The following is a 19,068-nucleotide window of genomic DNA, read 5'->3' as shown; positions in this document are numbered from 1 at the left end:
CTGCAACATGGCCCTCACTCGTCTTCTCATTAAAGATTTCCGTAATATCGAAGCGGCCGATCTGGCGCTGGTTCCCGGCTTTAATTTTTTGGTCGGCGCCAACGGCAGCGGTAAAACCAGCGTGCTGGAAGCGATTTATACGCTAGGGCACGGGCGGGCGTTTCGTAGCATCCAGGCTGGGCGCGTAATTCGTCACGATCAGCCTGAATTTGTGTTGCATGGTCGGATTGACGGCACGGAAACCGAACGCGCCGTCGGGTTAAGCAAAAACCGTCAGGGCGACAGCAAGGTGCGGATTGATGGCAGTGACGGCCATAAAGTTGCCGAACTGGCGCAACTGCTGCCGATACAGCTGATCACCCCTGAAGGATTTACCCTGCTCAACGGCGGACCGAAATACCGTCGTGCCTTTCTCGACTGGGGTTGTTTTCATAATGAACCGGGCTTTTTTGCGGCCTGGAGCAATATGAAACGCCTGCAGCGCCAGCGTAATGCGGCGCTGCGTCAGGTGAGCCATTACGGGCAGCTCAGAGCCTGGGATCAGGAACTGGTGCCGCTGGCTGAACGTATCAGCGAGTGGCGTGCGCAATATAGCGCGGCGATTGCTAATGATATCGCCGCGACCTGTACGCAATTTTTGCCTGAATTTTCTCTCAGTTTCTCTTTCCAGCGCGGCTGGGATAAAGAAAGCGAGTATGCAGAACTGCTGGAACGGCAGTTCGAACGTGACCGTATGTTAGGTTATACGGCGCTGGGGCCGCATAAAGCCGACTTCCGCATCCGCGCCAGCGGCGTGGCGGTCGAGGATATGCTGTCCCGTGGCCAGCTCAAGCTGCTGATGTGTGCGCTGAGGCTGGCTCAAGGTGAATTTCTCACCCGTCAGAACGGACTGCGCTGTCTGTATCTGATCGATGATTTTGCTTCCGAACTGGATAGTACCCGCCGCCGTTTGCTGGCTGAACGGTTAAAAGCCACTCATGCACAGGTTTTTGTCAGTGCGGTTAGCGCTGAGCAGATAGAGGACATGATTGGTGAAAAGGGCAAGATGTTCCGCGTGGAACAGGGTAAAATAACGGTTCAATCACAGGACTAAAATGAGCGAGAAACGTTGATGTCGAATTCTTATGACTCCTCAAGTATCAAGGTATTGAAAGGGCTGGATGCGGTACGTAAACGCCCAGGTATGTATATCGGCGATACGGACGATGGTACCGGCCTGCATCACATGGTATTTGAGGTTGTGGACAACGCTATCGACGAAGCACTCGCTGGCTATTGTAAAGACATTATCATCACTATCCATGCCGATAACTCGGTATCGGTGCAGGATGATGGCCGTGGTATTCCAACCGGCATTCATGAAGAAGAAGGGATCTCTGCGGCTGAAGTCATCATGACTGTGCTGCATGCGGGCGGTAAGTTCGACGATAACTCGTATAAAGTCTCCGGCGGCCTGCACGGCGTAGGGGTTTCTGTGGTTAACGCCCTGTCGGAAAAACTGAAGCTGGTTATCCACCGTGAAGGGAAGCTTCACGAGCAGACCTATAAGCACGGCGTGGCGCAGGCACCGCTGGCGGTCACGGGTGAAACCGACAGAACGGGTACGACGGTGCGTTTCTGGCCGAGCCACGAGACGTTCAGCAATGTGCTGGAATTCGAGTATGAGATCCTGGCCAAGCGTCTGCGTGAGCTATCGTTCCTGAACTCCGGCGTCTCTATTCGCCTGATTGACGATCGTGAGAAAGATAAAGCCGATCATTACCATTATGATGGCGGTATCAAGGCATTCGTTGACTACCTGAACCGTAACAAGACGCCAATCCACCCGAACGTGTTTTATTTCTCGACGATGAAAGATGACATCGGCGTGGAAGTGGCGTTGCAGTGGAACGATGGTTTCCAGGAAAACATTTACTGCTTTACCAACAATATTCCGCAGCGTGATGGTGGTACACACTTGGCCGGTTTCCGTGCCGCGATGACCCGTACGCTGAATACTTACATGGATAAAGAAGGCTACAGTAAGAAATCCAAAATCAGCGCGACCGGTGATGATGCGCGCGAAGGGCTGATTGCTGTGGTGTCTGTGAAAGTGCCGGATCCGAAGTTCTCCTCGCAGACCAAAGACAAGCTGGTTTCTTCCGAAGTGAAAACCGCGGTCGAATCACTGGTGAACGAAAAGCTGGTGGATTACCTGATGGAGAACCCGTCAGACGCCAAAATCGTGGTCGGTAAAATTATTGATGCCGCACGTGCCCGTGAAGCGGCGCGTAAAGCACGTGATATGACACGTCGTAAAGGCGCGCTCGATCTGGCTGGCCTGCCGGGCAAACTGGCAGACTGTCAGGAACGCGACCCTGCGTTGTCTGAACTGTACCTGGTGGAAGGGGACTCAGCGGGCGGCTCTGCTAAGCAGGGACGTAACCGTAAGAACCAGGCGATTCTGCCGCTGAAGGGTAAAATCCTGAACGTTGAGAAGGCTCGTTTTGACAAGATGCTTTCTTCGCAGGAAGTGGCGACGCTGATCACTGCGCTGGGCTGCGGCATTGGCCGTGATGAATACAACCCGGACAAACTGCGCTATCACAGCATCATTATCATGACCGATGCCGACGTCGATGGTTCGCACATTCGTACCCTGCTGTTGACCTTCTTCTATCGTCAACTGCCTGAAATTGTTGAGCGTGGCCACGTTTATATCGCGCAGCCGCCGCTGTACAAAGTGAAAAAGGGCAAGCAAGAACAGTACATCAAAGATGACGAAGCGATGGATCAGTACCAGATTATGCTAGCACTGGACGGCGCGACGTTACACACCAATGCACAGGCACCAGCACTGGCGGGTGAACCGCTCGAGAAACTGGTTTCTGAACATTACGCCGTGCAGAAGCTAATTGGCCGTATGGAGCGTCGCTTCCCGCGTCCGTTGCTAAATCGTCTGATCTATCAGCCTACGCTGTCTGAAGCTGATTTGAGCGAGCGCGAAAAAGTGCAGGCGTGGGCGGAATCGCTGATTAGCGGCCTGAACGCAAACGAAGTGCACGGCAGCACGTACAGCTTTGTGGTTCACCATGATGAAGAGCGTAGCGTGTTTGAACCGGCACTGCGCGTGCGTACGCACGGTGTGGATACCGATTATCCGCTGGGCGCGGGCTTCGTTGCGGGTGGCGAATATCGTAAGTTGAATCTGCTGGGCGAAAAACTGCGTGGCTTGATTGAAGAAGATGCGTTCATCGAACGTGGTGAACGTCGTCAGCCAGTGGCCAGCTTTGAACAGGCGCTGGAATGGTTGGTGAAAGAGTCCCGCCGTGGTCTTACTGTACAGCGTTATAAAGGTCTGGGTGAAATGAACCCGGATCAGCTGTGGGAAACCACGATGGATCCAACCAGCCGCCGCATGCTGCGTGTGACAGTGAAAGACGCCATTGCTGCCGATGAGCTGTTCACTACCCTGATGGGTGATGCAGTTGAACCGCGTCGTGCGTTTATCGAAGAGAACGCCCTGAAGGCGATGAACATCGATATCTGATTCGGTCTACGTTGTTATCGTTATCTGAGCCAGCTCCCTACGGAGCTGGCTTTTTTATGGTGAGCGTACTGCTTGCCGCGGCGTAGAAAACGCTCCCTACGTTTTTATCAGGCCAGTGCACGGCGTTTAGCGCTGCGCATTTCCTGTAGCAGCGTGATGAAAGCGGTAATCAGCATAAAGATAACGGCAGACCAGAAAATGGCATGAGGATGGCCGTGATCCAGCAGCCAGCCGAACAGCACCGGTCCCGCAGCACCGCCTAGGTTAAAGCCAGTGGAAACAATGCCAAACACCCGACCTTCGGCTCCCGGTGGTGAGGCGGCACGCACTAACATATCCCGGGATGGTGCGATCATGCCAGAAAGGAAGCCCGCGGCAGCCAGCAACGGCACTAGCACGATGGTAGGTAAAGAGTACATGGCAACGATACTGACCAGCACGGCGGTGAGGGCCAGCGCCGCCGTCGCCACTAGCCCGTGGCGTTTGGTTTTATCCGCCAGTGAACCGCCAGCCAGTACGCCAAAGGCGCTGGCGAACAGAAATGCGGTAAGTGCCACGTTAGCCTGTGAAAGCGACAAATCGTAGCCTGTTACTAACGCCGTAACCGAGAAGTTCTGGATCGAACCCGTACTTAAATTCAGCAACAGGAACAAAATCAGCAGCGCCAGAATCGGCAGTGTGAAAACAGATGCGCGTGATTTACCTGCCTGTGTGCTCGTTGCCGCCGCAGGTTTCGCCCGGCTGGGTTCATCACGATCCGTCAGAAGCAGTGGGATCGTCAGCAAGCCGATAACACCGGAAACAATGAATGCGCTGCTGATGCCAGAAAAGGCGGCAACGGACAGCAAAATTCCGGGTGCAATGGCGGTGCCTAGAAAGCCGGAGAACGTATGCACCGAGAACGCGCGACCCATGCGTTTTTCATCAATCCCACGCGACAGTAAAGCGTAATCCGCCGGATGGTAAACTGCGTTCGCCACCCCAGCTAGCCCCATCGCGGCGACCAACCAGACGTAGCTGTCTGAAAAGCCGAGTGAGAGAAAACAGAGGCTTCCGAGCGTGATCCCCGCTGTTAGCGTGCGGCGTGCGCCGATGCGATCCACCATGAAGCCAATCGGCGTCTGCACGCAGGCGGAGACAATGTTGAATATGCTGAGCGCCAACCCGAGTTCAACAAAGCTGATATCGCGTTGGGCTGATAGCAGCGGAATAAGCGCGGGCAGCACCATCATATGGAAGTGGCTCACCAGATGGGCTGATGAGATTTGCGCCAGTAGCGGTAATCTTATGAATTTCATATCGTTTTTACGTACCCGTCATACTTCAAGCTGCATGTGGCGAAAATGGCGATGAGAACCATGGTGTGAATATTACACCGTATCGCGCGAAAGGATGCCACTCTGAGGACCTTTGCTTACAGAGTCACGGATGATTAATGTGCCCTTGAAGGCAGGTGCAGGTATGACGGTTTCACCCTCCAGCCAACACAGCAGTTTCTCAAGGGTATAGTTGATCATCTCGGCGACGGGCACATGTACGGTAGTGAGGGGTGGGTAGAACCATGAGGCCATCGGTAAATCGTCGAACCCCAGTAGCGAGACATCCTGCGGAATCGCGAGGCCGTGTTCACGCAGCGCTTTTGCCGCGCCGATCGCCATATCGTCATTGCTGGCAACCAGTGCGCTGAAGGTGAGCGTCCGTTGAAGCAATGATTTTGCTGCCGTATAACCGCTGTCATGGGTCCAATCACCTTGTGCAATCAGCCTGTCATCACAGGGAATTCCGTTGTCCACTAACGCCTGTCGATAACCTGCCAGCCTGCTTGTGCCCGTGGGGGAGTTTGACGATCCGCAGATAAACGCAATATCACGATGGCCCTGTGTAATCAGGTAATTGACGGCATCATGGCAGTGTTGCTGGTGATCGGCACAGATACCGTTATCACTGTGCTGATGCAATGTGCGGTTCACGACCATGATCGGCTGTTCATGCTGTTCGATAATGCTTTCCAGCGCCTCGATAGAGAGAAAGCGCGGATAGATAATGACGGCATCGCAGCGTAAATCGAGCAGGAACTGGATCGCTTCACGCTCTTCTTCCGCGCTGTGCTTACCATCCGCCATGATGAGCTGCCGCCCGTATTTTTCCGTCATGGTTGCCGTTTGGAACAGCAATTCGCTGAAATAGGGGCCGCTGTACAGCGTGTTAGTCACGACCAAACCAATAATTTGCGATTTGCTCGTGGCGAGCTGTCGCGCCAGCAGGTTGGGCCGGTAGCCAATCTCTTCAATTGCTTGGAATACCCGATCCCGCGTGGTTTTACTGACGTAGTTATTCCCTGTCAGCACGCGTGATACGGTGGCCTTGGATACACCGGCTTTTTTCGCTACATCGAGCATGGTTGCCATCGTACTTCCCGTTCTTCTTTTGCACCGCTTTATGTCGTCATTATAGGGAAAAACCCTCCGTTTTTATCATCAATGGCGAGTATAGGGATAAAAATATGCCTCGATTGCGCTATTTATGATCGCCTTCAAAAAACAGTAAAAACAATATGAAACCGGTTGCATATTATTTTATGTCTTGCTTGAATAATAAAAAAACGGACGGTGAGGTGCAGTATGAATAAAATTTTACTCTGTTGCGCAGCAGGAATGTCTACCAGCATGCTGGTACAGCGAATGGAAAAGGTCGCCGAGAAAAAAGCGATCGCTGTTGAGATAAAAGCCGTGGGTTTTGAAGAATTTAATGAACTAATTGATGAGTATGATTGCTGCCTTTTGGGGCCGCAAATCAAATATAAACTGCCTGAATTCAAAGTGATAGCCGACGAAAAAAAGAAGCCGATTGCAGTCATTAATATGGTTGATTACGGCATGATGAATGGGGAAAAAGTCCTCAATGATGCCTTGGCGATGATCAATTAGTGTAACGGGAGGAATAATGAGTAAATTAAGTGAGTCATTATTCAGCGTTATCGAAAACCGTATTAGCCCGATTGCGGCAAAGCTCTCCAGCCAGCGCCATGTTGTGGCAATTAAGGATGGGTTCATTGCATCCATGCCCTTTTTAATTGTCGGCTCTTTTATGATGTTATTCGCCCATCCGCCTTTTAGCCCGAAAAGTGAATGGGCTTTCGCGCAGTGGTGGTTGGGAATGGTGGAACGCCACGGCGAACAGATCATGATGCCCTACAATATGACGATGGGCATTATGGCGGTGTATATCACCAGCGCCATCGCTTATAACCTGGCACAGAGCTATAAAATGAACGGTTTTATGGCTGCCAGTCTGGCGCTGATGTCGTTTATGGTGGTGGCCGCGCCGCAAATCGACAAAAGCCTGCCAGTCGGGTCGCTGGGTGGTGAGGGGATTTTTACCGCGATTATCGTGGCCATCTATTCGACGGAGCTGATGCATTTTTTGCAGAAGCGCAATATTGGTATCCGCCTGCCGGAACAGGTGCCGCCGAAAATTCGCCAGTCTTTCGATTTACTGATCCCGATTCTTGCCATCTTCCTGACGCTTTTCCCGCTTAGCCTGTTTATACAGAGCCAGTTCGGCATGCTGTTACCGCAGGCGATCATGGCGATGTTTGCGCCGATTATCTCAGCATCTGACTCGCTCCCTGCCATTCTGATCGCGGTATTGCTCTGTCACCTGCTGTGGTTTGCCGGGATTCACGGCGCGGTTATTGTCGGCGGTATTTTGCAGGCGTTCTGGCTGACCAACTTAGGGATCAATCAGGAAGCGTTTAACGCAGGCGCACCGATCACCAAAATCTTCATTGAACCCTTCTGGCAATTCTTCATTACGGTGGGGGGATCGGGGGCGACCATGGGGTTGGTCTTTCTCTATCTGCGCAGCCGTTCTGCCCATTTGCGCTCCATCGGCAAGCTGGCCGTGGTGCCGAGCATGTTCAACATCAACGAGCCGGTGATTTTTGGTTCACCCATCGTAATGAACCCGCTGTTGTTTATCCCGTTTATCACCGCGCCATTGGTGAACGCCACCCTTGCTTATATCGCGTTAAAAACCGATTTGGTACACCGCGTGATCTCTCTTGCGCCCTGGACTACGCCGGGTCCGATTGGCGCAGCCTGGTCTACGGGATGGGACTGGCGGGCGGTGGTGCTGGTGGGGATACTGATTATCGTGTCGTCCTTAATCTATTACCCCTTCTTCAAAATGTATGAACGTCAGCTGATTGCACAGGAAGTCGGTACAGCAGAGGAGGCGGTAAGTGATGCTCGATGAAACCATTCTTGATGAAACTACAGTGATGGAACTGATTATCTATGCGGGGGAGGCGCGCTCCAGCTCGATGGAAGCACTGAGCGCTGCCAGAAAATACGACTGGGACAAGGCCGAGGAACTGCTGAATGCGGCTTCTGTGGCGGCGCGCAAAGCTCATCAAATTCAGACGGCCTTGATCGGTGCCGATGAGGGTAGCGGAAAAATCCAGGTCAACTTGATTCTGGTTCATGCGCAAGATCACCTGATGAACGCGATGTTATGCCGTGAACTGGTTGAGGAACTGATTCAACTGCATCGGGAAATATCCTCCCTGAAACAACATGTAAACCTGAAATGAGAAGGAAATAAGATGTCTATTGAACAATTACCGAAAGACTTTCTGTGGGGCGGCGCGGTAGCGGCGCATCAAGTTGAAGGTGGTTGGGATCAAGGTGGCAAAGGCGTGAGCATTTGCGATGTCCTGTCTGGCGGTGCACACGGCGTTGACCGTGTGATTACCGATGGTGTACAGCCTGGTGTCAGTTATCCAAACCATCAGGCGGTGGAGTTCTATTCCCACTATAAGCAGGATATCGCCCTGTTCGCCGAAATGGGCTTCAAATGCTTCCGCACCTCGATTGCCTGGACGCGTATTTTCCCCAATGGTGATGAACTGGAGCCGAATGAGGCAGGTCTGCAATTCTATGACGACCTATTCGATGAGCTGCTGAAGTACAACATTGAGCCAGTGATTACGCTGTCTCACTTTGAGATGCCACATCACTTGGTTAAGCAGTACGGCGGTTGGTTCAACCGCAAAGTAGTGGATTTCTTTGTCCGCTACAGCGAAGTGGTCATGAAGCGTTATCAGTCCAAAGTGAAATACTGGATGACCTTCAATGAGATCAACAACCAGCGCAACTGGCAGTATCCGCTGTTTGGCTACTGCTGTTCCGGCGTGATTTTTACCGATCACGACAAGCCGGAGCAGGCGCTGTACCAGACGCTGCACCACCAGTTTGTCGCCAGTGCGAAAGTGGTGAAGCTGGGTCATGACATTAACCCAGATTTCAAAATTGGCTGCATGCTGGCGCTGGTACCGCTCTATCCGTGGTCATGCCACCCAGATGACGTGATGTTTGCACAGGAAGGGATGCGTCAACACCATCTGTTCGGTGACGTACAACTGCGGGGTTATTATCCGTCCTACATCCTGAACGAGTGGGCGAGAAAGGGCTATCACATTGATATGCAGCCGGAAGATGAACAGACACTGCGTGAAGGCTGTACGGATTATCTGGGCTTCAGCTACTACATGAGCAATGCGGTGCAGTATGCGGCAAAAGGCCGGAAAACCGAAGATGTCATCGTTGGGTTTGACGGTGGCGTGAAAAACCCGCATGTGAAGGCATCAGAATGGGGCTGGCAGATCGACCCGGTTGGCCTGCGCTATACGCTGAACAGCTTCTACGAGCGCTATCAGAAACCGATGTTCATCGTCGAAAACGGCTTTGGTGCGGTGGATAAGGTGGAAGTGGATGGCAGCATTAATGACGACTACCGCATCGACTATCTCAAAGCACACATTGAGCAGATGAAGAAAGCCGTTGTGGAAGATGGCGTGGAACTGATGGGTTACACGCCGTGGGGCTGCATCGACTGCGTGTCGTTTACCACCGGCCAGTACAGCAAACGCTACGGTTTCATCTACGTGGATAAACACGACGACGGCACCGGCACGTTCAATCGCTCGAAGAAAAAGAGCTTTGACTGGTACAAGAAGGTGATCTCCAGCAACGGCGCCGAGCTATAACTGCGATTGTAGGAAACATTTTTCACAGAGCCGAGATTGCTGACAAAGCCCGTAGAGCGGAGATCGTAAAGACGCTGTAAACATCCCTGTGCGCTCGGCTTGCGCACATCGGCGATCCCCCTTAACCTGCCTCTTAATACTCAGATCCCCAGTTCATTGGGGATTTGTACTGTTGCCAGCTATCACTCTGGCGTCACATCGAACCCGCCACGTGAGCAAAGACGGAATTAGCCTTCTGAGATATCCACATGGTTAGATAGCATATTGAATTAATTAAAATAATTATGATGATAATCAATTGGTTTGCTTACTTTTAGCCCTTTCTTTGTGCCATTGGCTCTCAGCTTACCTTGCTATCCTTTACACGTACTGTCTTTCTCACAAGAAATATCGTCAAGGATGCCACATGGAACGTTTTCATCATTCTGCCTACCCTCCCAGCTCTATGCCCAACCAACCGCCTGGCATGAACACATTACGGTTAACGTCTAACCCCTGACCAGCCGGTGTTTTCTACATTTTTATCAGCACGGCGCTTTAGCCAACATGGATTGTGGTGTGAGCAGACTCAGACCTCAACCTGAGTATAGGAGTAGATTAATGGCAGCAGATCCCTACTGTATTCCCTGTGAACACTACGATAATTGGATAGAGATTGAGGTTCGTGATGAACACAATCGTTCGTTCAAGGGGCTGAAAGCGACACTGACCGACGATACCGGCAAATCCGAAACGGTCACTCTCAAAGAAGGGCGTGTGTTAGTACACGGTTTTGCCGTTGGCCCGATAGCCGTCAAGCTAGAGACGCTTCCCTGGCTTAAGGCGGCGCAATCGCGTGAAGTATTGAAGAACGGGCAAAGTGCCGTCCCTGCCTATGTAGCAGAAAAGGTTGGGTATGATGAAACGCCACGTGAACATATCAAGGCGACCACCGGTGACCTGTGCCTGACCGCACCTGAGCAACCGTTGCCAGAGGCGCATCAGGAAGGAAAAGCCGGTAGCGTCCGTTTCTTTACCAAACATTCCTACGTTATCGAGGTAAAAGGCTACCAGATCAACGTATTGCGCATCGGTGTATTCTTCGATGGCACGGGAAATAACACTTATAATGCCGAATCTGGTCTTAAAAAAGTGGAGCAATGGCTGGCTGAAACCTGCTCCGATCCGGCGCAGCGGGAGAAAGAGCTGCGTGGCTGCCAGATGGGGCGGCTTCCGGTGAGTGACAGTGCGGCGAACGATATTACTAATGTGGGTAAACTATTTAACCAATACGATCTGACTGCTGGCCCGCTGGTCGCCCATAGCTATATCAGCGGCATTGGCACTCGAGATCCGGTTGCAGGAAAAGAGGGGCTGGAATATCAACCAGACGATATGTTAACCAAAGCGCTGGATGTCGACTTTAGTGGTGAAGATTCCTCAATCGTTGGTAAGGTTAACCTGGCTTGTGAACAAGCGATCACACAAGCGATTGATGATGACCTGAAGAACGTATTACCCAACATTGACTGCATTCACCGCATTATGTTCGATGTGTTTGGCTTTAGCCGCGGGGCGGCGGCGGCACGCCATTTTGTGAATGTCATCGACCAAAAAGCCGATCATCCGCTGGTGCAGGCTGTGGCTAATACTCCCACTATTCGCCTTAAGGCTGGGTTTGACTGGGCCAGGCGGGACGATGTACGTATCACGTTTGTCGGGATTTTTGATACGGTCGCCTCATCCTACCATCCGAGTGTGAACATCCGTTTACATGCGGATAGCGTCGAGCGACTGGTGCATCTGACAGCGCTGGATGAGGTGCGGAAACACTTTCCCTTAACGCGCGTCACTCCCACTCCGATAGGCACCAGCATCCCACCACACTTCACCGAACTGGCTCTACCAGGTGCACATTCGGATCTTGGCGGCGGCTATTACAGTCGCTGGAGCCTGCGCAACCCCAATAGCGACCCAGCGCTGACCGAGTGCCTCGAACTGGAGCGCTTTATGAGTGAAGAAGAGAGCTCCATGCCGGATACAGAAAGCCGCGCTTATCGTCAGGCCCGCGCCTATGCCGAGGAAAAAATTGCGCAGGGCTGGGTCGGACGTCTTCATCCGCATTTGCTGCGCACTGCCACGCCACCCGTGGGGGCGATCAGTTTGATCCCCTATTCGTTTATCCGACGGCGTGGCAAAGATGATTCGTGGCCGAAAAAGGCCGTGTATGTGGAGGTGGTAATGAGCCGCGTGGTGGAGGGGGAATATTCGCGCATTCCGCTGCACATGATGGTAGAAGCGGGACTAGCCGCCGGGGTGCCGTTTAAAGTGTGGGATCCAACAATAAATGGGCATAGGCTTGAGTCTGGAGCCGTCAAATTGCCGGTGGTCAATCTGGCTAAATTGGATGAGCTCTGGGTGTTGGCGGCTACCGAACAGGGGGTGGTGAAAAACCAGAGCCAGCAACTCTCCGCGGAGGTTCATCGGGCATTACGTCGTGACTATGTGCACCACAGCGCCAGCAATCAGGGCATCGCCAGCCCGGCCAATACCAGCAAATTTGAAACTACCGAGAGTAAAGAGCGGCGGCACGTAATAGGCAATGAGGAAGCATGATGTATAGACAACTAATGGTGTTACTGGGACTTTGTGTTTCATTAGCCGCCTGTGCGACGTCACCCACAAAATCGGCTTTTTCATGGCGATATGGCACGGGCAGCAACATTGATATCACTAACAATACGCAAACGGAGTTTTATCGTGATGGGAAACTCATTTACGCCGATCGTGAAGCGGGCGGTGGGGCGGGTGGACTTCTGAGTGACAGAATCACAGGCAGGCGTTATTACTGGGCAGGGGGCGGGGGGTTACCTACCGATGGTGTTCCCGTCCCTGATAGGGCTTCGATAGAGATGGTGTCCCTCTACGATCGCAAGCGTTACCGAATCAAGGTTGATTTACCTGCGGATTTAGAACGGAGAATGAGAGCAGTTTATCAAGTTCAGGGGCGCTACGATCGCCGCGAACGTTTGTATTTTGGTCTGGCCCCAGGCGGCTATTATGAAGTGGTCTTGATGGGACGGGGGCTTGGCGTTAGCCCAGATCTGTTGCTTGCCCGTGGCATCGCCGAAGAAGTCACAGACAATTGGTATGATAAAAAATTCCCAATTGGTGTGAGCCAATACACTGTGACGCTCCAAGACTTTGACAAAAAATACGGCGAGTTGTTTAAGCAACACCCTATCCCATTGGGAATGGACTGGGCGCCGATCATGGATGCCTACCGCGCCAAGCAGCCTAAAACGGACCAGCAGCCGATGAAATAATGTGCTCTGGCGGTGTAACAAATTGGGTGATGGGCTCCGGCGGTTCCGCAAGCTGACGAAAACCAAAGGAACCTTCTCGAACGAAAACAGCCTGCTAAAACTGCTTTATCTGGGGCTTATGGATGCGCAGGAGAAGTGGACAATGCCGCTTCAGAACCGGAATTTAACATTGTTGCAGTTAGCCATTTACTTTGACGGGCGACTGAATAACGTGATTACGCTGTAATGATTTTACCGTGACACAGAATTCTGAACGCTCCCTGCAAGCGACGTTCAAAAGCGTTCCTGACGCTTTTGTCCCTGGCGCGGACGCTTTACTCTTCTATCCCATGACCACCGTTTTCGCTCAATAAGTAGATTTGTTAATGGTCTAAGCCGTGTTCAACCGCACGGCTTTTTACGTTATACCCGTCATACTTCAAGTTGCATGTGCGTTGGCTTCATTCGGTCACCCGAATCACTTACTTGAGTAAGCTCATCGGGATTCTCTCATTCGCCGCCTTCCTGAAACTCGAATTATTTAGGGTATATATGTCATACGCCTGTCACCCTGCCGTATTTCACTAACGACTTCATCGCTGAATCGCGTTAGCATGAAAACAGATAACTTGATGCTGGAAAAACTATGTCTGTAAAACTGATCGCTATTGATATGGACGGGACGTTACTGACGCCCCAAAATCAAATTTCACCTGCGGTAAAGGCTGCGATTGCTGCTGCCAGAGAGAAAGGCGTGCAGGTCGTGCTGGCAACTGGTCGGCCCTACATCGGCGTCGAACGCTACTTGATGGAACTGGATTTGCAGCAGGAAGGCTGTTACTGCATCACTAACAACGGTGCGCTGGTTCAGCGTACGGTCAACGGTGACTGTGTGGCGCAAACCGCGCTGAGCTTCGACGATTATCTCTATTTCGAAGCGCTGGCCTGCAAATTAGGCGTCCATTTCCACGCGCTGGACTTCAATTTCGTCTATACCGCCAATAAAGACATCAGTCCTTACACCATTCATGAATCTCACCTGACCGGGATGCCGTTGAAGTATCGTGCGGTAGAAGAAATGGATCGCAGCCTGACGTTTCCGAAAGTGATGATGATTGATGAGCCAGAGATCTTGGATCGCGCCATCAGTCAGCTGCCACCGGAAGCCTTTGAACGCTACACCATCATGAAGAGCGCCGAATACTATCTGGAAATTCTGGATAAGCGTGTGAACAAAGGTGAAGGCGTAAAAATGCTGGCGGAGCACCTCAACATTCCACGCGAAAGCGTCATGACGCTGGGCGACCAGCAGAACGATCTGGCGATGATTCGCTATGCGGGAATCGGCGTTGCGATGGGTAACGCCATTGATGAAGTGAAAGAAGCCAGCCAGTTCGTCACCAAAACCAACATGGAAGACGGCGTCGCTTATGCGATCGAGAAATTCGTGCTGAATGCCTGATTATTTATAGATAAAGCCGAATAGCCATCATCGATGGCTATTTTTATATAAATTAATAACCTTGCTATTTATTTTAAATAAATCTATTTCCTGACATTTATTATTCAATAAATATATTAATAAAAATAAAGGCTTCGGCTGGAAGTTATTTTAATTCCAGACTATCCGCTATTTTTTCTTTCATAACCTGAGTGATGTGATTAACCACTTGGCTGCGGGGGATTTGAGGTGGGTAGACCGCGCAATACGCCATTTTTATATCAGGATTGAAAGGCTTAACGATAACCGGAGAAGGGCTGTTCAGAGCAGTAATAAAATCCACCACGCCAATGCCAACGTTTCTTGAAGCCAGTACACAGCAGTTAACCATCGAGGTTTCGATAGGGTTGTGCAGATAGATTTGCTCTTTTCTGGTGGAAATATCGATCTGCGCCCGCAGCGGTGTGGTTCTGCCGGGCAGAATAGCGCGAGTGCTGGCCAGATCGGCGAGTGTAATTTCATCCGCCGTTGCAAGGGGATGATCCATCGCTAACACCGCGACAGCACTGGCGTCTGCCAGTGGTTCGGCTTCCAGCCCTTTGATGCCCGGCTGGCCAAAAATAAAACCAACGTCATAGTGATTTTCAGCAATCGCGTCCGTAATACGGCTGCTGCTTTCGATGTCTAAAAACAGGGAAAGATCGGGGTATTTCTTGAGTAAGGTAGGCAGAACCTGATCTGAACAAAGAAACGAGAGCGCCTGAACGGCGGCGATGCGCAGTACGCTGCCCTTGGCGTGGCGAATTTCATCGGCAATCAGCCCGATATGATCTAACCCTAAATAAAGGCGCTCCACTTCCCGATATAGCTTCATTGCCTCGGCGCGTGGAACCAGGCCGCGCCCGTCCCTATCAAACAGCTTAAGATTCAGCGCGTCTTCAAAGTCCTTAATGAGGCGACTGACCGCAGGCTGGGTGATGAACATCATGTTGGCAGCAGCAGTGATGCCACCGGTAAGGATGACTTTATGGAAGGCTTCAACCTGACGGGGATTGATACGCATGCTAGCCACCTTAAAACATAACATTTAGTTATCAATTTAACACAAAATGCAATTTTTCATTATCCAATCTAGCGCATAGACTCACAATCATAAGATTTAATACACTTCATCAGTACTCAATCATGGAATAGAGGGTTAGTGAATGAAGAAATCAACGCTAGCGTTATTGTTTACGGTTTTATTTTCATCTTCACCTTTGGTTTATAGCGCGGACCTGAATATAGGTTTGGCTTCCTCCACCACATCAATGGATCCGCAGTTTTATGTGAGTGGGGCGAATAGCGCAATGGCGCGCAATATTTTTGACGGTTTGGTTGTACAGGATGAAAAACAGCAGATTGCACCTGCCCTGGCAACCAGTTGGAAAGTGATTGACGACAAGACGTGGGAGTTTGTATTGCGTCCTGGCGTTAAGTTTCACGACGGCAGTGATTTTACGGCTAAAGATGTGATTGCCAGCATTAAGCGTGTTGCGCTGGCATCAAAAAACAGCCCTAGTTCTTACGCACCTTACGTCAGCGACATTGCTGAAGTAATAGAAGTTAATCCACTAACGGTGCGGATAAAGACAAAAGAGGCTTCGCCACTGCTGCTGAATAATTTAAGTCGGATTTCCATTTTACCGGCCCGACTTGAGAACGTCCCGACGGAAACGTTGAATTCAGGAAAAGATGTGATTGGTACAGGGCCATTCAAATTTGTTTCCTGGGTGCCGGACGACCGGGTAGTCCTTAGTCGTAACGATGATTACTGGGGAGGAAAAGCAGAGTGGGACAACGTTACTGTCCGTGTATTTAAAAACAGTAGTGCACGTGTAGCAGCAGTATTGTCCGGTGATGTGGACATGATTGAAAACGTTCCAACAGCCGACAGCAGTAATATTGAAAAAAATCAGCAGTTAAAAACGATTTCAACACCAGGGAATCGTGTTATTTACCTTCACATGGACCAGCAGCGAGATGAATCACCGTTCGCTAAAGGTCCTGATGGTAAAAACCCATTACTAAAAAAAGAAGTACGCCAGGCGATGTCTTTAGCTCTTAATCGTCAGGCAATCGTCGACCGTGTGATGGAGGGGCAGGCTGTTGTCGCCTCTCAGCTTGTACCGAAGGGGTATCTCGGGTATTCCGCTTCCATTCCTGCGCCGGTTTATAATCCGGAGAAAGCCAAACAGGAACTGGCGGCGGCGGGTTACCCCAACGGCTTCACGCTGACCTTCCACGCGTCGAACGATCGTTATCCTAATGATTCTAAAATTGCTCAGGCCATTGGCCAAATGTTCACACGCGTCGGCATCAAAACCGAAGTGGTTACGATGCCCGGCAGTGTGTACTTCTCACGTGCGTCCCGTCTCGAATTCAGTTTGATTATGGGCGGGGCCGCGATTGAAACCGGGGAAGCTTCTGGAGTATTGGGGCCATTGCTAGAAACCTTTGGCCCCAATGCAGGACAGGGTAATCGTGGTCGCTATTCCAATCCTGTCTTTGATAAAACGCTGAACGAGGCACGTGTCACGCTGGATGAAACCAAGCGTGAGGCGTTGCTGGCAGAAGCGATGAACATCGGTATGAACGATTTAGGTGTCATTCCGGTGATGTTCCTGTCCAACACCTGGGCGATGAAAAAGCAGTATACCTATGTGGGCCGTTCCGATGCCTACACGCTGCCGTACTTCGTCCGTTCCGCGAAATAGTTACCTGTCAGTCATGATCCAAAAGGGGTGAGGCTTCACCCCTTATTACCGATAACAAGGAGAGCGGTGTGAATACGTTTAGCGGTGTTTTTCCCTATCTGGTGTCACCCGTCAGGCCCGATGGTCAGGTTGATAAGCCTGTGCTGGCGCAACTCACTGAGCATCTGATTCAATGCGGTGTGCATGGCGTCGTGCCGTTAGGTAGCACCGGTGAATTTGCCTATCTCTCTGCGGCTCAGCGTCTGGATGTGGTCAAAACCGTCATTGAGACGACGGCGGGCCGTGTGCCGGTGATCGCCGGTGTCGCTTCCACAACGATTCAGGATGCCGTTGAACAAACGAAACGCTACGTTGAACTCGGTGCAGATGGCATTCTTGCGGTACTCGAAGCCTATTTTCCACTGAAAGACGAAGGTGTCGAACAGTATTTCCGCGCCATTGCCGAAGCCGCACAGGGCAAACCGGTCGTGCTTTACACCAATCCTCAGTTCCAGCGCTCCGATTTGAGCTTGCCCGTTATCGAACGCTTGAGTCATGTCAGTAATATCCGCTATATCAAAGACGCCTCGACGAATACTGGGCGTTTGCTGTCCATCATTGAACGTACCCGTGGCCGGATGGACGTGTTCTCCGCGTCCGCGCATATTCCCGCCTGCGTGATGCTGATTGGCGGTGTGGGTTGGATGGCTGGCCCGGCGTGTATCGTTCCCAAACAGAGTATTGCTTTGTATGAAGCCGCCCGCGCGGGTGACTGGAACAAAGCAATGGAGCTTCAGCGTCCGCTGTGGCGTATCAATGAAATCTTTGCCCGTTATTCCATTGCCGGCTGTATTAAAGCGGCGCTGCAATTGCAGGGATTTGCCGTAGGCGACCCGTTGCCGCCTCAGCAACCGTTGGATGAAAAGGCGCGTAAGGAGATCGCTGACGTTTTAGCGTCTGTCGATTCCCTCTAACGCAAACCAGATTTGTTATTTTTCACGCTGTAGAGGTGTGGGGTTTTCTGCACCTTGAAATTTGGCAGTACCTATTAAAAAGAGAAAAGGAATCATCAGGGGATGAGCGCGTTACCTATTATTATTGATTGTGATCCGGGGATAGATGACGCCATTGCGTTATTAAGTGCATTTGTGGCGCCAGAGTTGGATATTCGCGGCATCTGCACGGTGTGCGGTAACCAGTCGCTGGAAAAAACGGTGCGTAATGCGCTGCAAATTGTTGAGCTGGGTCAGCGCATGGATATTCCTGTTTTCGCTGGCTGCCATCGGCCGCTGTTGCGCGAACCCATTCATGGCCAGTTTCACGGCGAAAGCGGACTGGGCCAGACGGTGCTACCTGCACCGCAAAAACAGGCCGAAGCGCAGCATGCGGTGAGTTTTATTATTGAGCAGTGTCGGCAGGCGATAGCTGACGGCACGACGATCACGCTGTGTACGTTGGGGCCATTAACCAATGTGGCGACGGCGCTGCGTATGGCACCCGAGATTGCCGACGGTATTGCGCGCATTGTGATGATGGGCGGCGCGTATCGGGAAGCGGGCAACCGTAGCCTGACATCTGAATTCAATATGATTGCCGATCCGCAGGCCGCGAAGGTGGTGTTTGACTCGTCGATTGCCCTTGTTGCGCTGCCGCTGGATGTTACGCATCAGGTGATTTTAACACCGGAATTAGTGGCACGTTTCGTTGTGCTATCCGGGCGAATTTCCGCGCCGCTGGGTGAAATGATGGCGTTTTGGGATCGTAATGATATCCGTCGCTACGGTTCACGCGGTGGTCCGCTACACGATCCGTTGGTCATTGCCTGGGTTCTGGCGCCGCACTGTTTCACGACGGAAAAAGCCAGCGTTTACATTGAGCAGGAAAGTGAGCTGTGCATGGGGCAAACCGTTGCCGACTGGTATGGAAAAACCGATCGTCAGCCGAATGTGGATGTGGTGACAGGGGTTGATGCCAAACAGGTTGTCGAGCTGTTTGCTGACCTATTGAGCCGCTACAGAGAGGGGGTCTGA

15 protein-coding genes and 1 pseudogene are annotated in these 19,068 nt (G+C 51.6%); 13 read left to right on the top strand and 3 right to left on the bottom strand.

All coding sequences use genetic code 11. The annotated features are described in order from the left end of the window. Positions 1-7 precede the first annotated feature (7 nt). Together recF and gyrB are read left to right on the top strand one after the other, a co-directional pair. Positions 8-1,093, top strand: a complete 1,086-nt coding sequence (gene recF / locus DCX48_13155; GenBank protein QXE15382.1) for a DNA replication/repair protein RecF — start codon at positions 8-10, stop codon at positions 1,091-1,093. An 18-nt stretch (positions 1,094-1,111) separates the two neighbouring features. After that, positions 1,112-3,529 carry a DNA topoisomerase (ATP-hydrolyzing) subunit B gene (gene gyrB, locus DCX48_13150; GenBank protein ID QXE15381.1) on the top strand — a complete coding sequence of 806 codons (2,418 nt, stop codon included), beginning with the start codon at positions 1,112-1,114 and terminating at the stop codon, positions 3,527-3,529. A 107-nt stretch (positions 3,530-3,636) separates the two neighbouring features. Here the strand turns inward: gyrB and DCX48_13145 are convergent, their stop codons facing one another. Continuing rightward, positions 3,637-4,827 carry an MFS transporter gene (locus DCX48_13145; protein ID QXE15380.1) on the bottom strand — a complete coding sequence of 397 codons (1,191 nt, stop codon included), beginning with the start codon at positions 4,825-4,827 and terminating at the stop codon, positions 3,637-3,639. Positions 4,828-4,899: 72 nt separating this feature from the next. Next, complete coding sequence (locus DCX48_13140; protein ID QXE15379.1) at positions 4,900-5,937, bottom strand: LacI family DNA-binding transcriptional regulator; 1,038 nt, start codon at positions 5,935-5,937, stop codon at positions 4,900-4,902. Between the two features lie 213 nt (positions 5,938-6,150). Between DCX48_13140 and DCX48_13135 the strand changes: the two genes are divergently transcribed. From DCX48_13135 to DCX48_13100, 8 genes and pseudogenes are all read left to right on the top strand, one after another. Then, complete coding sequence (locus DCX48_13135; protein ID QXE15378.1) at positions 6,151-6,456, top strand: PTS sugar transporter subunit IIB; 306 nt, start codon at positions 6,151-6,153, stop codon at positions 6,454-6,456. A 16-nt stretch (positions 6,457-6,472) separates the two neighbouring features. Further along, entirely contained in the window at positions 6,473-7,786 is a 1,314-nt protein-coding gene (locus DCX48_13130) for a PTS sugar transporter subunit IIC (protein QXE15377.1), read from the top strand. Then, a complete protein-coding gene (locus DCX48_13125) occupies positions 7,776-8,123 on the top strand; it encodes a PTS lactose/cellobiose transporter subunit IIA (protein QXE17238.1) in 348 nt (115 codons plus the stop codon). The genes DCX48_13130 and DCX48_13125 overlap by 11 nt, the downstream gene beginning before the upstream one ends. Before the next feature lie 12 nt (positions 8,124-8,135). After that, positions 8,136-9,578: a 6-phospho-beta-glucosidase gene (locus DCX48_13120; protein ID QXE15376.1), complete on the top strand. Its 1,443-nt coding sequence runs from the start codon at positions 8,136-8,138 to the stop codon at positions 9,576-9,578. Between the two features lie 600 nt (positions 9,579-10,178). Then, positions 10,179-12,173 (top strand): DUF2235 domain-containing protein, encoded by a 1,995-nt coding sequence (locus DCX48_13115; GenBank protein QXE15375.1) that lies wholly within the window; start codon positions 10,179-10,181, stop codon positions 12,171-12,173. Further along, on the top strand, positions 12,173-12,883 hold the full coding sequence (locus DCX48_13110; protein ID QXE17237.1) for a DUF2931 family protein: 711 nt from the start codon (positions 12,173-12,175) through the stop codon (positions 12,881-12,883). The genes DCX48_13115 and DCX48_13110 overlap by 1 nt, the downstream gene beginning before the upstream one ends. A 37-nt stretch (positions 12,884-12,920) precedes the next feature. Beyond that, positions 12,921-13,109, top strand: a pseudogene (locus DCX48_13105) (IS256 family transposase). A 399-nt stretch (positions 13,110-13,508) separates the two neighbouring features. Then, complete coding sequence (locus tag DCX48_13100; protein ID QXE15374.1) at positions 13,509-14,324, top strand: sugar-phosphatase; 816 nt, start codon at positions 13,509-13,511, stop codon at positions 14,322-14,324. A gap of 145 nt (positions 14,325-14,469) precedes the next feature. Here DCX48_13100 and DCX48_13095 read toward each other — a convergent pair whose 3' ends face one another. Continuing rightward, the gene (locus DCX48_13095; protein QXE15373.1) at positions 14,470-15,366 is read right to left on the bottom strand and encodes a LysR family transcriptional regulator; all 897 of its coding nucleotides are present in this window, start codon (positions 15,364-15,366) and stop codon (positions 14,470-14,472) included. A 142-nt stretch (positions 15,367-15,508) separates the two neighbouring features. Between DCX48_13095 and DCX48_13090 the strand changes: the two genes are divergently transcribed. The 3 genes from DCX48_13090 (at position 15,509) to DCX48_13080 (ending at position 19,068) form a co-directional block, all read left to right on the top strand. Continuing rightward, entirely contained in the window at positions 15,509-17,059 is a 1,551-nt protein-coding gene (locus DCX48_13090) for an ABC transporter substrate-binding protein (protein ID QXE15372.1), read from the top strand. 68 nt (positions 17,060-17,127) lie between these two features. Then, positions 17,128-18,012, top strand: a complete 885-nt coding sequence (locus tag DCX48_13085; protein ID QXE15371.1) for a dihydrodipicolinate synthase family protein — start codon at positions 17,128-17,130, stop codon at positions 18,010-18,012. Between the two features lie 102 nt (positions 18,013-18,114). Next, on the top strand, positions 18,115-19,068 hold the full coding sequence (locus tag DCX48_13080) for a nucleoside hydrolase (GenBank protein QXE15370.1): 954 nt from the start codon (positions 18,115-18,117) through the stop codon (positions 19,066-19,068).

This window comes from Pectobacterium atrosepticum (genome assembly GCA_019056595.1).
Taxonomy (GTDB): domain Bacteria; phylum Pseudomonadota; class Gammaproteobacteria; order Enterobacterales; family Enterobacteriaceae; genus Pectobacterium; species Pectobacterium atrosepticum.
The sequence above is the reverse complement of the archived record's forward strand: the minus strand, read 5'-3'. Positions and strand labels throughout refer to the sequence as shown.

Coding starts and splice junctions, on each gene's coding strand:
- recF (QXE15382.1), top strand. CDS start 8: ATGGCCCTCACTCGTCTTCTCATTAAAGATTTCCGTAATATCGAAGCG.
- DCX48_13095 (QXE15373.1), bottom strand. CDS start 15,366: ATGCGTATCAATCCCCGTCAGGTTGAAGCCTTCCATAAAGTCATCCTT.
- DCX48_13135 (QXE15378.1), top strand. CDS start 6,151: ATGAATAAAATTTTACTCTGTTGCGCAGCAGGAATGTCTACCAGCATG.
- DCX48_13090 (QXE15372.1), top strand. CDS start 15,509: ATGAAGAAATCAACGCTAGCGTTATTGTTTACGGTTTTATTTTCATCT.
- DCX48_13120 (QXE15376.1), top strand. CDS start 8,136: ATGTCTATTGAACAATTACCGAAAGACTTTCTGTGGGGCGGCGCGGTA.
- DCX48_13140 (QXE15379.1), bottom strand. CDS start 5,937: ATGGCAACCATGCTCGATGTAGCGAAAAAAGCCGGTGTATCCAAGGCC.
- DCX48_13130 (QXE15377.1), top strand. CDS start 6,473: ATGAGTAAATTAAGTGAGTCATTATTCAGCGTTATCGAAAACCGTATT.
- DCX48_13115 (QXE15375.1), top strand. CDS start 10,179: ATGGCAGCAGATCCCTACTGTATTCCCTGTGAACACTACGATAATTGG.
- gyrB (QXE15381.1), top strand. CDS start 1,112: ATGTCGAATTCTTATGACTCCTCAAGTATCAAGGTATTGAAAGGGCTG.
- DCX48_13110 (QXE17237.1), top strand. CDS start 12,173: ATGTATAGACAACTAATGGTGTTACTGGGACTTTGTGTTTCATTAGCC.
- DCX48_13100 (QXE15374.1), top strand. CDS start 13,509: ATGTCTGTAAAACTGATCGCTATTGATATGGACGGGACGTTACTGACG.
- DCX48_13125 (QXE17238.1), top strand. CDS start 7,776: ATGCTCGATGAAACCATTCTTGATGAAACTACAGTGATGGAACTGATT.
- DCX48_13080 (QXE15370.1), top strand. CDS start 18,115: ATGAGCGCGTTACCTATTATTATTGATTGTGATCCGGGGATAGATGAC.
- DCX48_13145 (QXE15380.1), bottom strand. CDS start 4,827: ATGAAATTCATAAGATTACCGCTACTGGCGCAAATCTCATCAGCCCAT.